General features: G+C 48.4%; 13 protein-coding genes and 1 tRNA gene. 13 read left to right on the forward strand and 1 reads right to left on the reverse strand.

From position 1 onward, the window contains the following. Positions 1-14: 14 nt before the first annotated feature. The 10 genes from murC (at position 15) to K8S19_01830 (ending at position 11,646) form a co-directional block, all read left to right on the forward strand. Positions 15-1,436, forward strand: a complete 1,422-nt coding sequence (gene murC, locus K8S19_01785; GenBank protein MCD4812416.1) for a UDP-N-acetylmuramate--L-alanine ligase — start codon at positions 15-17, stop codon at positions 1,434-1,436. Then, the gene (locus K8S19_01790; protein ID MCD4812417.1) at positions 1,433-2,416 is read left to right on the forward strand and encodes a D-alanine--D-alanine ligase; all 984 of its coding nucleotides are present in this window, start codon (positions 1,433-1,435) and stop codon (positions 2,414-2,416) included. The genes murC and K8S19_01790 overlap by 4 nt, the downstream gene beginning before the upstream one ends. Then, on the forward strand, positions 2,413-3,210 hold the full coding sequence (locus K8S19_01795) for a cell division protein FtsQ (GenBank protein ID MCD4812418.1): 798 nt from the start codon (positions 2,413-2,415) through the stop codon (positions 3,208-3,210). Before K8S19_01790 ends, K8S19_01795 begins: the two co-directional genes overlap by 4 nt. Positions 3,211-3,213: 3 nt before the next feature. Further along, positions 3,214-4,461, forward strand: coding sequence for a cell division protein FtsA (gene ftsA, locus K8S19_01800; GenBank protein MCD4812419.1), 1,248 nt, complete (start codon positions 3,214-3,216; stop codon positions 4,459-4,461). Between the two features lie 67 nt (positions 4,462-4,528). After that, entirely contained in the window at positions 4,529-5,674 is a 1,146-nt protein-coding gene (gene ftsZ, locus K8S19_01805) for a cell division protein FtsZ (protein MCD4812420.1), read from the forward strand. A 3-nt stretch (positions 5,675-5,677) separates the two neighbouring features. Further along, positions 5,678-6,853 carry an N-acetylmuramoyl-L-alanine amidase gene (locus K8S19_01810; GenBank protein MCD4812421.1) on the forward strand — a complete coding sequence of 392 codons (1,176 nt, stop codon included), beginning with the start codon at positions 5,678-5,680 and terminating at the stop codon, positions 6,851-6,853. A 104-nt stretch (positions 6,854-6,957) separates the two neighbouring features. Next, entirely contained in the window at positions 6,958-8,046 is a 1,089-nt protein-coding gene (locus K8S19_01815) for a hypothetical protein (protein ID MCD4812422.1), read from the forward strand. Between the two features lie 78 nt (positions 8,047-8,124). Then, entirely contained in the window at positions 8,125-9,567 is a 1,443-nt protein-coding gene (gene glgA, locus K8S19_01820) for a glycogen synthase GlgA (GenBank protein MCD4812423.1), read from the forward strand. A 204-nt stretch (positions 9,568-9,771) separates the two neighbouring features. Next, positions 9,772-9,847 (forward strand) — tRNA-Glu (locus K8S19_01825). A gap of 305 nt (positions 9,848-10,152) precedes the next feature. Beyond that, on the forward strand, positions 10,153-11,646 hold the full coding sequence (locus K8S19_01830) for a B12-binding domain-containing radical SAM protein (protein MCD4812424.1): 1,494 nt from the start codon (positions 10,153-10,155) through the stop codon (positions 11,644-11,646). 90 nt (positions 11,647-11,736) lie between these two features. Here the strand turns inward: K8S19_01830 and rsgA are convergent, their stop codons facing one another. Next, a complete protein-coding gene (gene rsgA, locus K8S19_01835) occupies positions 11,737-12,831 on the reverse strand; it encodes a ribosome small subunit-dependent GTPase A (GenBank protein ID MCD4812425.1) in 1,095 nt (364 codons plus the stop codon). A gap of 280 nt (positions 12,832-13,111) precedes the next feature. On the opposite strand from rsgA, the gene K8S19_01840 reads away from it, so the two are divergent. From K8S19_01840 to K8S19_01850, 3 genes are all read left to right on the forward strand, one after another. After that, a complete protein-coding gene (locus K8S19_01840; GenBank protein ID MCD4812426.1) occupies positions 13,112-14,071 on the forward strand; it encodes a PorV/PorQ family protein in 960 nt (319 codons plus the stop codon). Positions 14,072-14,377: 306 nt separating this feature from the next. Further along, on the forward strand, positions 14,378-15,010 hold the full coding sequence (locus tag K8S19_01845; GenBank protein ID MCD4812427.1) for a transposase: 633 nt from the start codon (positions 14,378-14,380) through the stop codon (positions 15,008-15,010). A gap of 44 nt (positions 15,011-15,054) precedes the next feature. Then, positions 15,055-15,666 carry a LysE family translocator gene (locus tag K8S19_01850; protein MCD4812428.1) on the forward strand — a complete coding sequence of 204 codons (612 nt, stop codon included), beginning with the start codon at positions 15,055-15,057 and terminating at the stop codon, positions 15,664-15,666. Positions 15,667-15,678 lie beyond the last annotated feature (12 nt).

The following is a 15,678-nucleotide window of genomic DNA, read 5'->3' on the forward strand; positions in this document are numbered from 1 at the left end:
GAAAAGAGACGTTTATGCGGCATAAACAGAAAATACATTTTGTGGGGATTGGCGGATCGGGTATGAGCGGCATTGCCGAAGTATTGCTTAACCTGGGCTATCAGGTTACCGGTTCGGACCTGAAAGAATCGGAAATCGTCCGCCGGTTGCGCCGGCTTGGTGCCAAGGTGAAGATTGGGCACCGTCCTGAGCATCTTTCCGAGACCGTGGATGTGACCGTGGTCTCGAATGCCGTGCCGGAGACCAATCCGGAGATTCGGGTTGCGCGGGAACGCAATATACCGGTTGTACCGCGCGCGCAGATTCTTAATGATCTTATGCGTCTTAAACAAGGGGTTGCGATTGCGGGCACGCATGGGAAAACGTCGACCACATCGGTATTGGCTTGGATTTTGGCGCAAGCCGGTTTGGATCCTACCATGGTGATCGGCGGTGTCTTGAATAATATCAACCGCGGTGCGCGGATGGGAAAAGGAAATTATTTTGTGGTGGAAGCCTGCGAAGCCTATTCCTCGTTTTTGCATCTTTCGCCGGTTGCGGTTGCGATTACCAATATTGACGATGACCATATCGAAAACTATGGTACGCGTGATGCGCTGGATGATGCGTTCGTCGAATTTATCAATCGTGTGCCTTTTTGGGGGACCACCGTATTGAATTTTGATGACCCGGGTGTGCGTACGATTTTGCCGCGCGTGGTCAGGCGCAAGGTGACATATGGCTTTGATACCGAAGCGGAGATCCGGGCGGATGAACCGGTGGTGTCGGAGTTGAATCAGAGTTTTATGGTATTTAGAAAGAACCGGCGTTTGGGGCGTGTGCAGCTTCAGCTCCCCGGGCGTTTTAATGTGTCCAATGTACTTGCCGCAACCGGGTTGGCGCTTGAGTTGGGCGTGCCGTTTACCACCATCCAAAAGGCGGTGGCCGCTTTTACCGGCGTTCGACGGCGTTTTGAGAAAAAAGGCGTTGTTAATCAGGTAAGGATTTTTGATGATTATGCCCATCATCCGACGGAGGTGGCGGCAACATTAAAGGCGGCCCGCTCCTTAAAACCGGGTCGGCTGGTCGTGGTGTTTCAACCGCATTTGTTTTCCAGGACCCAGCGTCTCTACCAAGCATTTGCACGGGCACTGTTGTTGGCGGATGTGATCTATCTGGCGGACATTTATCCTGCGCGCGAGCGTCCTGTGCCGGGTGTGACATCTCAGTTGATTGCGGATCAGATGCGTATCGAGGGATATGCGCCGGATTGCGGCCCCCTGCCGCTGGCGCGTTTAGCCGGGAAATTAAAAAAAGAATTAAAGGCGAATGATTTGCTTTTAACCATGGGGGCCGGTGATGTTTATAAATTGGGCGAGCAGCTTGTGGCCGGGAAAGCAATCCGAAAGAAATCAGCGGTGAAAAAGTATATGAAGAAGAGGAAGAAAAAAGCATGAAACCGAATAGAAACAAAGTCGGAACAATGCCGGCGGGTTTGATGACCACTGCTGAGATCGTTCGGAAAATCGGGCGAAAAAAAATTGTGGTGATCATGGGCGGTTTCTCGGCGGAAAGAGAGATTTCCCTGCTGACCGGCCAGGCCATGTTTCGCGCGCTGCGTACGCTGCGCTGCAATGTCAGTCTCAAGGATATTAAATCTCCGAAAGATCTTTCGGCTGTCACAGCCATGCAACCGGCGGTGGTGGTGAATGGACTGCACGGGCCCGGCGGCGAAGATGGATCAGTGCAGGCTGCATTGGCATGGCAGGGAATTGTCTGTACAGGTTCGGGAACATTGGCCTCGGCCCTGGCAATGGATAAGCATCGCGCCAAGATGATGTTTCGTGCCAACGGTTTACCGACCGCAGATTGGACATTGATTGACAAGCAAACCGGTCGTATGCAGAAGCAACTGCGGCTGCCGGTGGTGGTGAAGCCCAATCGCTTGGGATCGGCCATCGGCATTTCGGTGGTCAAACAGCCGCGCCAATGGAAAGCGGCGTTGGAGCAGGCCCGTGGGTTCGGGGATGATGTGCTGGTGGAAAAATATTGCGCGGGACGTGAAATTTCAGTGGGTGTGGTCAAGGGGCGGCCCTTGCCGATCATCGAGATTGTTTCGAAAAAAGAATTTTATGATTATGAAGCTAAATATGTTGCGGGGATGTCAGAGCATATTATTCCGGCGCGGATTTCTTCTTTTCAGAGTGCGAGAGCCAAGACGATGGCAAAGTTGGCGATAGCCGTGCTCGGTTGTCAAGGCACACCCCGCGTCGATATGATTGTTATGAAAAACGGCCGGATGGTTATCTTGGAAGTCAACACACTGCCCGGCATGACCGCAACCAGTTTGCTGCCGGAGGCGGCACGCTCTGCGGGTATTGAGTTTGAACAGTTGGTAGGATTGCTGGTGTTGGATGCCTGGGATGCGCTGCGATGAACAGCTTTTATGGGTGGACCTATGCCGGCCGACTCAATGTTGCGGTGCGCCGGAATTCCCGGAGAAACAGCTACCTGCCGCAACGCAGGAAAACGCAAAAATTAAACAGCGCCCCGGCGCCCCGGCATGGTCGGCAACTGTCGTTGGGCCGGAGCGGGAGAATTGTGGTTGCAGTTCTTCTCGTCATGCTGAGTTTAATCGTGATGGGAAAAGAAGCGAGTCTAAGGGCGTCTGTTGAGCAGGCGGTGATCAATGGATGGCGGGAATTACAGCAGGTGCTGGGTTGGGAAGGTAAGCAGACGGTCCTGAACAGCGTTCCGGATGCGGCGGTGCGCGAGGATGTTACCATGGCAACGACGGATAAACTGGAATCGGTGGCGTGGGTGCTGGATAAAAATTTGTTTGCTTTGGATAAAAAAGGCGGGGTTTGGAGCTTGCCGGACGATGCCATGCCGGCTGATTTGCCGGTGATTACCGGTCTGGTGGTTCGGGAAGAACCGGGGAAAATGGGCATGCGGTTGCAGGTTGACTACAACACAGTTTTGATTCAGAAGATACTCAATACGCCTTATATCGGGCAGCTCTCTGAGATCCATCTGGGGTCGCCGGCCGGCGTCATTTTGTATACCCGGGATGGCATAAAAGTACTGCTGCAAAACAGTCCGGACCTTGACCGTGATCTCAAACGGTTGGGGGCGGTGATCGGGGACATTCGCGTAAAAGAAAAACGAATCGCATTGGTGGATCTGCGTTACAGCCGGCATGTTGTGGTTCGGCCGAAGCACAGGAGGTGAAAGATGGGAAAAAATATGTATGAAGATCTGATTGTAGGATTGGATCTCGGGACGACCAAGATATGCGCCGTGATTGCCGAAGTGCTGGCAGATGAACAGGTAAATATCATCGGTGTGGGCATCAAACCGTCCAAAGGGCTGCGCAAGGGCGTGGTGGTCAATATTGAAACGACGATTGAGTCGGTCAAAGCGGCGGTGGCTGAAGCGGAACGCATGGCAGGTGTTTCGGTTGGCTCGGTTTTTACCGGCATTGCCGGCGGGCATATCAAAGGGTTGAACTCACACGGCGTCATTGCGGTTTCGCGCAAGGATAAGGAAATTCATCAGGAGGATGTGGACCGCGTCATTGATGCCGCCAAGGCCATTGCGCTGCCTTTGGACCGTGAAGTGATTCATGTGATTCCGCAGGAATTCATCATTGACAATCAAGACGGTATTAAAGAACCGATCGGCATGTCAGGTGTGCGTTTGGAAGCGGAAGTCCATATGGTGACCGGCGCGGTAACCAGTGTGCAAAATATTATTAAAAGTGTGGAACGTGCAGGGTATGCGGTTGAGGATATTGTACTCCAGCCGTTGGCGAGTGCCGAGGCAGTGCTTAGTCCGGATGAAAAGGAGCTGGGTATTGTATTGGTGGATATCGGCGGCGGTACGACGGATATCGCGATTTTTGTAGATGGTTCGCTGTGGCATTCGAGTGTGCTCGCCATTGGCGGCAACATGCTTACGTCCGATATTGCCATCGGCATGCGGACGCCCAACCATGATGCGGAGCAGATTAAGCGCGAGTATGGCTGTGCCATGGTTTCCATGATCAATGAGGGGCAGGAAATTACGGTTCCCGGTGTCGGCGGACGCGAGCCGCGGATTATGCCGCGGCGCGACTTGGCTGAAATTATTCAACCGCGGATGGAAGAGATTTTTGAATTAGTTGATATGGAAATTAAAAAGAATGGTTTTGAAGAAAAAGCGGCGGCCGGAGTGGTGCTCACCGGCGGGTCCTCGCTTTTAGAGGGGACGGAAGTTTTGGCGGAGGAGATTTTGCAAGTCCCGGTCCGGATAGGCGCACCCAAAAATGTTACCGGAATGATTGATGTGATTACATCACCCAAATATTCAACCGCAGTGGGTTTGGTTTGCTTTGGGGCCAAGAGCCGACCTGCCGGGAAACCGGCGCGGTTTACCACTGAGCGCAACCTGTTTAACCGGACAATGGAGAGAATGAAAGAATGGTTTTCGGATTATTTTTAAGAGAAACACCGGTGTGCCGGGTGATACGGCACCTGGAACGATTTTCCCCAAAAGGAGGAGAGGCATCATGAGATTTGATTTTGATGAAGATTTGGCTGAACTTTCCGCAAAAATAAAAGTGGTGGGCGTTGGCGGCGGCGGCAACAATGCAGTGAATCGTATGATTGATATCGGGATTCGCGGCGTGGAGTATCTGTCTGTGAATACGGATGCCCAGGATTTGATTTCTTCCAAGGCCCCGGTACGCCTGCAGATTGGCAGGCAGCTGACCAGTGGGCTGGGCGCAGGTGCTGATCCTGAAGTTGGGCGTAAGGCGGCGTTGGAGAGTCAGGAAGAAATCGCGGCTGCCATCGCAGGCGCGCATATGGTGTTTGTTACGGCCGGATTGGGCGGCGGGACCGGGACCGGTGCTGCACCGGTGGTGGCGGAATTGGCGCGTAAGCAGGGATCACTCACGGTGGCTGTGGTCACGCGGCCGTTTAATTTTGAGGGCCGAACGCGTAAGCAACAGGCGGAGATCGGCTATGTTGCTCTGCAGGAAGCCTGTGATACGGTCATCACAGTGCCCAATGAACGCTTGCTGCAGGTGGTTAGCCAGCAAACCTCGCTGGTGGACGCCTTTAAGTATGCCGATGATATTCTGCGCCAAGCGGTACAAAGCATTGCGGAATTGATTACGGTTCCGGGAATTATTAATCTTGATTTTGCGGATATTAAAACAGTGATGTCGGAAATGGGCGGAGCATTGATGGGTACCGGAACAGCGAGCGGCGAGCAGCGGGCCTTAAAAGCGGCTCGGGAAGCCATCTCCAGTCCCTTGTTGGAGGATGTGAATATTTCCGGGGCCAAGGGTCTCTTGATTAATATTACCGGTGGCAGGACCTTGACCCTGCATGAAGCCAGCGAAGCTTCAGATGCTATTTTTGACTGGGCAGGCAAAGATGCCAATGTAATTTTTGGATCTGTCGTTGATGAAGATATGAATGACGAAGTGAAAGTTACGGTGATTGCCACGGGGTTTGAGCTGCAAAATACGCAGCAGGAAAAAGCACCGCTTAAATATCGCGGTTCCAAATCGCTTGATTTACAGACGTACTTGAAGGGCAAAGAGTCACAGCGGCGAAACACAGAGGGGTTCGTGCTTGATCCGGAAAACCATGAATCGGATCTGGATATTCCGACGTTTTTAAGACGCAAAGTTGAGGCGCGCTGATTTATGCAACGCGGGCATGATCGCTATAGCACCGGGGTGATATTGGTTTTATTCGGATTGATTGCAATGGGCGCGTCTGTTTGGGCTGCCGAACAGTCCGGGATTCGCATGGAACATTTTCGGAAGCCGGAGGTTAAAAATCTGTCGACACACAGCGAGGCCGGCGCGTTGCTGATGCCTTTAAAACCTGCGGTGGCGTATTTGGGCGGAGAAACCACATGGCACGGCACGACCCGCAAGGTGGTCGTCAAGGGCACGTCGGGCCGTACGGCAGTGATAACACTGGGCATGCCAAAAGTATTAATCGGACGCAATCAATTTGTGCGCATCCCGCATCTGCCCCGATTGCGCAAAGGGCAGGTGGTGCTCTCGCCGGAATCTTTGGTTGTCATCTGGAAGCGCATTGGCAATCAGCCGCCGATTTACGATCCCAAGACGGCTGTTTTTAAAATCGGGAAAAGTGGACAGGCGTCGTCTGCAACCGGAGCGATGTCGGGGCCGGTTCCTCAAAAAACCAGCAAAAAAACTCCGCCGATCATTGTCGTGGATGCCGGGCATGGCGGCAGAGATCCGGGAGCCATTGGGCCCTCCCGGCTAAAAGAAAAAACAGTGACCCTGGAGGTTGCAACCCAGCTGGCAGGATATTTGAAAAAACGCGGTTACAAAGTTGTGATGACCCGGAATAAAGATGTGTATATATCATTAAAAGAAAGAGCCGGGATCGCCAACCGGTTAAAAGCGGATTTATTTATTTCGGTTCATGCCAATGCTTCGCGCAATCGCAAAGCCCGTGGCAGCCAGGTTTTTATTTACAACCGGGAAGCATCGTCTAAACATGCGGCGGAAGCCGCGCGTTTGGAAAATCAGGATGCCAATTATCTTGAGATTATCAAAGATGATCTGCGTCAGGGTGTGCATGAAACGTCGAGCATTAATGCTTCCGGTTTTGTCAGTCAGGAACTTAAAAAAATGGGGCTTGAGACCCGGCGCATTGAACGTGCCCCGTTTTACGTGTTGGCAAAATCGCACATGCCGTCGATTTTAATTGAGACCGCTTTTATCAGCAATCGCAGCGAGGAACAAAAATTACGCAGCCGCGCTTTTTGCCGGAAATTGGCGGAAGGCATTGATCGCGGTATCTCGCAATATTACCGGGAACGTATGCGCGCGCAGCAGTAAACGGCCCGGCGGGAAGTGAATTGACAAGATTAAGCGGCGGACCTATAATTTCTTCATCAGTCGATTGCGCGAGCAAGCGCATTTTTTTTAAGTGAGGAATTTCTATGAGACGTTTGGTGTTGAGTTGCTGTCTGCTTTTTTTGTCCGCCGGTTTTTTCGGCTGCGTTGCCGTTGAAACGCAGCCCGAGTTCATGCCCGACGATTCCAGTGATCCTAATCCACGTGTGATACGGAAAATTCGTGTGGGACTCAATCCCATTGGTGTTCAGGTCACCGGGGATGATGCGTATGTTTATGTGGCCAATAGCGGCGATAATTCTGTTTCCAAAATCAGTACAGCGACCTGGCAGGTGGTCTCCAACCTTCAGGTTGAAAAAAATCCCGCTTGGCTGACGATTGATTCCGAGGACAAAAAAATTTATATCACATCCCGAGAGGGGCGCGCTGTCAGTCTTTTGGATGTTCAGGGAAATTATCTGCTCAATGCGATTGATCTGCCGTATACACCGGAAAAAATTGTTCTTCATCCGGAAAAATTGATTGCGTATGTCGGTTCGAGTCATTCATCCCATTTAATGGTTATCGATATCGTTCGGGCCAAGGTTATTCAGAATATGGTGCTCAATGGGGAATGCATTGGGCTCGCCATTACACCGGATGGCAGTGATATCTATGTCAGTACCCGCGCGGATCGTTACAATCTCCAGGTTATTTCAACCGCAGATCATGGTGTGGTTTTCAGGACCGATGTGGGATCTTCACCCCAGGCAGTCGCCATTGATACAAAAGGGGAGTATGCTTATGTCGCCAACCACGGCTCGAATGACTTAACAGTTGTGCATATCCCCACGCGGCATCCGGTAATTTCCATTCCGGTGGGCCAGGGACCGCTTGATGTTGCGCTTACTCCCAGTGGTAAATATGCTTATGTGGCCTGTCAGTTTGATAATTCCGTGGTGGTGGTTGATACAGCCAAAAATCAGGTTGTGACAAAAATTGAGCTGGAAGTGGTGCCTTATGGTATGGATTTCTCCTCAAATGGATCACGCCTGTTTGTTGCCAATTATAAGCAAAAAAGTCAGGGAAAAAATACTCAGGGAATTTCCGGACCGCAATTGACCCTGGGGACCGGTGCGGGGAACCGTATTGACAACAATATGCTGCTGGTGATTGATACACGCAGTTATCACTAATTTCAGGGAGGATTTCGGCGCCTTTTGCGATTCTGATATAGAAGATGTGGTGGGAAATAAAGTCGCAGTGCCGTTGTAATGCAATCCATGAATATTCTTTTTCCGGTTTCCGAATGTGTCCCGTTTGCCAAGACCGGCGGTTTGGCGGATGTGGCCGGTGCGCTTCCGCAATCCCTGGTCTTGCTGGGTCATACAGTTCATGTTGTGATGCCTTTTTACCGTCAGGTTCAAAATACCTCCATGGAAATTATCGATACAGGCGAGTGTCTCCAGGTGCCGGTGGGAAATGAATTGATTGAGGCACGTATTCACCGGACACGTCTTAGCGAAAATGGTCCGGTGATTCATTTTTTGAAAAATGATGCCTTGTTTTTCAGGGATGCGTTGTATCGCGGTTATGATGATAATGATAAGCGTTTTGTGTTTTTGAGCCGGGGAGCTTTGGAGCTGGGCAAGCATTTGAAAAAACAATGGGATATTGTTCATTGTCATGACTGGCATACCGGATTGGTGCCGGTGATGCTTAAAACATTTTATCAAGATACCACGGCGTTTCATAAGACCAAGAGTTTGGTGACGATACATAATTTGGCCTATCAGGGCCATTTTTCGAAAGCGGCAATGCAGCTGGCACAGCTTCCCTGGGAGTTGTTTCATCCTGATGGATTGGAATTCTATGACGGCCTTAACTTTCTTAAAGCCGGACTTGTGTATGCCGATTGGATCAGTACTGTTTCGCGGACGTATGCCCGCGAGATTGTATTGCCGGAGATGGGATGCGGCCTTGAGGGTGTCCTGGCGGCCCGTCAAGCAAAGCTTTCCGGTATTGTTAACGGTATTGACTATACAGTATGGGATCCTGCCCGGGATCAAAGCCTGCCGACTCAGTATGCCGCAGCGAGCCTATTGAAAAAACAAGCAGTCAAGCATGCCTTGTTGGACCGTGCCCGCCTGCTGCCGATAGAGCATGCACCGGTGATAGGTATGATCACCCGGCTGGACGACCAAAAAGGTCTGGATATTTTTGCTAATGCATTGGAACAACTGATGCAGCTGGAAATCCAGATCGTGATTCTGGGCACAGGTGAGCAAAAATATCACAATTTGCTTTTACAAGCCAAGTCCCGTTATCCGCGCAAACTCTCGGTGAATCTTGAATTTAATAATGATTTTGCCCACCTGATCTATGGAGGGACAGATATGTTTCTTATGCCCAGCAAGTATGAACCCTGCGGATTGGGCCAGTTGATCAGCATGAAATACGGGAGTATACCTGTGGTGCGCCGTATTGGGGGCCTGGCGGATACTGTCCAAGAATTTGACGGGAAGAATGGAACCGGATTTTCTTTTGTCCACTATTCTTCCTCCGCGCTGTACAGGGTGATTGCAAGAGCGCTGGATACGTATCACAATCAATCCACATGGCAAATTGTTGTCAACAACGCTATGAATCAGGACTATTCTTGGGACCGGTCTGCCGGTGACTATGTTGCGCTCTATAATAGTATGATTCAAAAATAAGCTTTTTTGTAACAATCGTTTGGTTTTTACCAGACGTCTTTAGGGTGTTCTGGATTGTTTTATGGGTGGCTGAGATGGAAAGTTTTTTTAAAACAAAAAAACGGCAGTGCTTAAAAATCACTTGCATTCAAGGCGTGAATCCTTTATATTATCCATCCGTTAATCAGTGGCAGAGAACCAAGTTTTGATCTGCTGTCAGCTTGTGTCCCCATCGTCTAGTGGCCTAGGACATCGCCCTTTCACGGCGATGACAGGGGTTCGAATCCCCTTGGGGATGCCAAAATAGAAACCCCGCACCAAAAGGTGCGGGGTTTTATATTAAGAATAGTATTTTGGGATTCGAAGCGAGAGAGCGCCGAGCGAATAGGAATCCGCCGGAGTAGGGAACGGTCGCGACCGTTCCCTACCACACCTAACCGGAAAAATAAGTGCCAGCCACCATTTTCAGAATTTTACCGCAGAGCCGCAGACTGCTTTTGACCGGCAAAAAGAGTGCCTAATCGCAGTAAAATTCTTTTCAAAATTTTGTCTGGATAGTACAATATTTAGATTGATTTGTATCTTTTTGAGGAGGGTCGTTCTGTTTTGAAAGCATTAATGATTAGTCCTAACTACCGTGAATCCTTCTGGAGTTATACCGATGTTATGAAAATCATCGCAAAAAAAACCCCCACAGCACCCTTGGGATTGTTGACCATTGCAGCCATGCTGCCTCCGACATGGGAGAAAAAAATTGTGGATATGAATGCCGGGATGTTGCGGGACAGGGATATTCAATGGGCGGAGATTATTTTTATCAGTTCGACCCATATTCAGCAGATAGCTGCCCGGGATGTGATTTCGCGCTGTAAGCAAATGGGTAAAAAAGTTGTTTGCGGAGGACCCCTGTTCACCACAGAGTGGGAAAAATTTCCTGAAGTGGACCATTTGGTTTTGAATGAAGCGGAATTGACGCTCCAGCCTTTTTTAGATGATTTTGAAAAAGGCAATCCGCAGCGGGTCTACAAAACAGAGCAATGGGCAAATTTGCACGAGACCCCGATGCCGCTTTGGGAGTTGGTGGATATTCAGGATTATTTTATGCTGAGCATTCAATTTTCCCGCGGATGTCCGTTCCAGTGTGAGTTTTGTGACGTGATCAAGCTTTACGGTCAGCGTTCCCGCACCAAGACAACCGAACAAATTATTCATGAGCTGGACCGGCTTTATGCACTGGGCTGGCGCGAAGCGATTCTTTTTGTGGATGATAATTTTATTGGGAATAGTCAGCAATTGAAAAGCGAGGTGCTGCCCGCCATGATGACTTGGCAGCAGGAACGGGGTTATCCGTTTCATTTTTATACTCAGGCATCAGTTAATATTGCGGATGATGACGAATTGCTCCGGTTGATGACACGGGTTGGATTTAACCGTGCTTTTTTGGGTATTGAGACCATTCATGAGGAAAGCCTGAAAGAATGTAATAAATATAACAATATGAAGCGGGACCTGGCGGCATGTGTCCGGAAATGCCATGTGGCCGGATTGCAGGTGCAGGGCGGGTTCATCGTGGGATTTGACAGTGATCCGCCTGAAATATTTGACCGGCTGATTCATTTTATTGAGCAAGCCGGGGTGGTCACTGCCATGATTTCTACGCTCAAGGCTATTCCGGGGACGCCAATGGCCAAGCGGCTGGCAGCTGAGAATCGGATTACCGGCGGGTTTACCGGGGATACTTCGGATGATGAGCTGAATTTTATTCCGAAGATGGATGAGAAATTATTGCATGACGGGTTTGAAAAAATCACCACCACAATTTATTCTCCGGAAAAGTATTATGGCCGGCTTAAACGATTCTTGCTCGCGTATCAACATGCGATTCCTGAGTCGCCCTTGCGCTTCCGCGCAGATATGCTTTTGCGTCTCTTCTGGGTTCTGGGTGTAAAAGCGCCTGCGCGGAAATATTTTTGGAATCTGTTTTTCTGGATTTTTAAAAACTGTTTTCATCAACTGCGCACCGGTATGTTTTTGGCGGCATTTGGCCATCATCATCATGATTTTTATGTTAAATATAACAAGGGTAGAAGGAAGATGTGAGGCGTTTATCGCGCCGGCGCGAACACAATGGGCAGCTTGCCCGGCGTGCTTGTCCGGCGAATGCCGGATGTCGGGTAAGCCTGTGGATTTTTATTGAAACCGGTTTTTACGCAGTTTATTGATTTCTTTAATGAGCCGGCCCATCTGTTTTTGTTCTGATTTAATTGCCTGCATCTTGGCAGGATCATATTTGCTCTCCTGATAATCCGCTTCTTTTTTTAATTGATGAAAATGTGTTAACCGTTCCGATGCCAATTGGCTTTTTTCAACGGCGCTTAAAACAGCACATCCGGGTTCTGCGGTATGTGAGCAATCTTTGAATCGGCACATTTTTGATAAAAGGGTAATGTCCTCAAAGGTGTGCGCCAGTCCTTCCGGATTTCCGGTCAGTCCAAATTCGCGCAATCCCGGGGTGTCGATTAAGATGCCGCCTTGGGGTAGCAGGAAGAGTTTTCTTGTGGTTGTGGCGTGTCGGCCTTTGTCATCATCCTCGCGGATGGTCAGGGTTTTTAACTGGGTTTGGCAAAGCGCGTTGACTAATGTGGATTTACCTACACCTGAAGAACCGATCAAACAACCGGTCTTGTTGGAATGGAAGTACTGTAAAATTGCATCCAGTCCTTCATGTTTTAAACTGCTGATGGCATGTACCGCGACACCCAGGGCGACATCTTCCGCCTGCGCGATTTTGGCAGGATAATCCGGGCATAGATCGGATTTGCTCAACAGCACCACTGGTGTGGCGCCGCTATTCCAGACCAGGATCAAGGTACGTTCCAGGCGGGAGGCGCTGAAATCCTGATTCAGACTCATAACTATAAATATGTAGTCCAAATTGGCGGCAATCGCCTGGGTCTCAAAGGATAGTTTGAATGAATTGCGGTCCATGGGCCTGCGTCTTATTAGCTGGGATTTGCGAGCTAAGATTTTCTCGATTAAGGCGCCGCCTTGACCGGAGTGATGAGCCAAAACCCAATCGCCGGCCACAGGCAGGAGATGTTCTTTATCAGTCTGGAATAAGAATTTGCCGGATAATTTTCCTTGAAATTCGTTTTGACCATCAGAGAGTGCCAAGAGGTTTTTGTGAACAGCGATTACCCGGAACGGGCAAAATGCAGCAAGATCCGTTTGCGAGAGCTGGTCCTGGAAAAAGGTTTGCCATCCAAGATGTGTGAGTGAATTCATGATTTCTATCCTCGTTTTTGTCTGTTTTTTATAGCATAGAAATAATAAAAAAGTTATAAAAACAATAATCGTATCGGATAGGGAGATTTAAAAAAATGAATATTCAGCTTGAAAATAAGGACTCAAATCGTCATAATTGGGGAATCATTTCAAAAAAGAATGTTTTGGAGGGATTTTGTTTATTCTTAAGCATAAAGCAGTATTCACACTTGGACTCAAACCTAAATTTCAGACACCTATTTACATTAGTATAATTTAAAAAACGGAAGGAGAGGAACGCATGAGAACAGTGAAAATGTGTTTACTTGGACTGGTAATTGCACTGGCATGCATTTTAACGAATGGTTCGGTTATGGCGGATCAGACCAATTACGCCATCGGTGAGGAAGCAGCTTCGGAATTGAAAATACCCTTGGGGGCAGGACCGGTTGGCATGGGTGAGGCCTTTGTCGGCAAGGCGGATGATGTTAATGCCACAGCGTGGAATCCTGCCGGGCTGGCTCAGATTACCAATCATCAGGCGGGTTTTATGCATAATATTTATCTTCAGGAAACGTCACTCGAATATGTCGCGTATGCCCAGCAACTGTTTGAAGGTGCCGGCGCGGGTGTTAATGTGATGTATCTTAACTATGGTACTATGGAAAAAGTCGACATCACCAGCAGCGGATTGCCCGAAATCGTTGGCGAATTTACCCCCTGGCTGGCAGCGGTGACGTTGGGCTATGGTCAGACCGTTATGACCGACCTCTCCGTAGGCGGCAGTGTGAAAATAGTCGCACAAAATATTGATGAAGAGAGCTATTCCGCCTTTGCAGTGGACTTGGCCGCATTATACAAAGTCGCGGCAGTTGAAGGTTTACAAACCGGCCTGGTTATTCAGAATTTGGGCAGCCAGATGGGTGATGCCAGCTTGCCTATGAATATCAAAGCCGGTGCCGCGTATTTACTGCCAATCAAAGCCAATGAAGGGGATGCTTTGACCGCAGTTTTGGACATCAACCTACCGATCAATGATTTAAACTATTTCTCCGCCAATGTTGGTGCAGAGTATATTTATAATAATTTGGCAGCTGTACGCGTTGGATATAAAATTAAAGACGCAGGAGAACTCGATGGCCTGGTTGGATTGACTGCCGGCGCAGGGATCAAACTCCAGATGTTCAATCTTGACTATGCTTTGGTTTCCTACGGTGACTTGGGCATGACCCATCAGATCATGGCCTCCGTCGGTTTCTGATTAAAGTAGTTATTTTAAAATAAACACAAAAAGCCCGGTTTCTTTATAGAACCGGTTTTTTTGTGTTTTCTAACCTCGCAACTTCGGTGTCCTCGCAACCTCGGTGTTCTGTCAAGTGCCAGCCACTTTTCTCCATTTTTTTCAATCCACGCAATCTGTCGTTTTTTTTCCAGCCCCACCTACCCACACCCAAAGGTGCCCACACACACAAAGGCACAAAGGTGCCAGCCACTTTTATAAAAAAAAGTGAAAGGAAATTGGGAAATGTCTGTCTAACTCAGTAAAACCAAAATAAGGAGGCAGGCAATGGGAAGGCTCTTGCGTTTAAAAGCACCGAATTTAACGTATCACATCACATCTCGTACCAATGGTAAGCGACTATTTATTAAGAAAAGCAAGGATCGTAAAGCACTCTGTCGTATATTGCAGCGTATTAAACTGAAATATGCCGCTAAAATATACGGATTCACACCCATGGGAAATCATTTCCATCTCATTATTAAAACAGAAGAAAAATCTGATATTTCAAGCTTTATGTGTGAATTCAAGACTGCCTATGCAAAATATTATAATACTAAGTACATGATATCCGGCCATTTTTGGGGAGACCGATTTCGTTCTACAATTATAGCAGAGGATAACCATATGCTGGCATGTTTGCGATATATTGACCGTAATCCGGTTAAGGCCGGAATTGTAGATTATCCGGAAAAATATGGCTGTTCCAGTTATGCCTGTTATGCATTTGGTAAAAGTCATGAAGCTATTAACATAGATCACCATCCGACATATTTGCAGTTATCCGGAGATGAAAAGACACGACAGCGCCTGTACCGGGAATATGTTGCGGGAGCGGATGAAATGTCGGATAATTTGCATGGTCGGTTGGAAAAATACCAGACATTCGGAAACGTGTCATTTGAAACCAGTTTGATATAAATAGTAATTGAGTAATTGAGTGGCTGGCACAATAGGGGATTGTGATGCAGGAGTATCTTTTGGCAGGTTTACTATTGGGAATCAATGCCGCACTTGCTCCTGGACCTTTGCTGGTGCTAACAATTTCAGAAACATTGCGGCATGGGTTTAAAGCGGGCGTGGAAGTGGCATTGGCACCTTTTATTACCGATTTACCTGTGATTGTATTGGTGTTGGTTTTGCTTCGTAAGATGGGACAATCCGAACCCATCATGGGCTTGATTACTTTGGCAGGTGGAGTATATTTGCTTTTTCTCGCATATGGGAATTTTAAAGCAGGAAAAATAATAGCAATAGAGTTTGAAGAGACAAAAAAACGAAAATCATTTCAAAAAGCGATTATAACTAATTTTCTCAATCCCAATCCATATCTTTTTTGGAGCACAATAGGCGGGGGTTACTTAATTAACGGAAGTGCCAGGCACAATATTGTTTTTTTAACAATTTTTTATATGATGTTAGTGGGAGGGAAGGTGGTTTTGGCATTTTTGGCGTATTATGGTCGTGCGTATTTACAAAGCCACGTTTACCGTTTTTGTATGGGTGGGCTGGGTGTGTTTATGCTGTTTTTTTCAGGAATGTTTTTTTATAAAGCGATGAAATTATTGTTTTATTAGAAAAAGTGCCTG

It is taken from the genome of bacterium, from assembly GCA_021108215.1.
Classification (GTDB): domain Bacteria; phylum Oederibacteriota; class JAAXVQ01; order JAAXVQ01; family JAUVAV01; genus JAIORK01.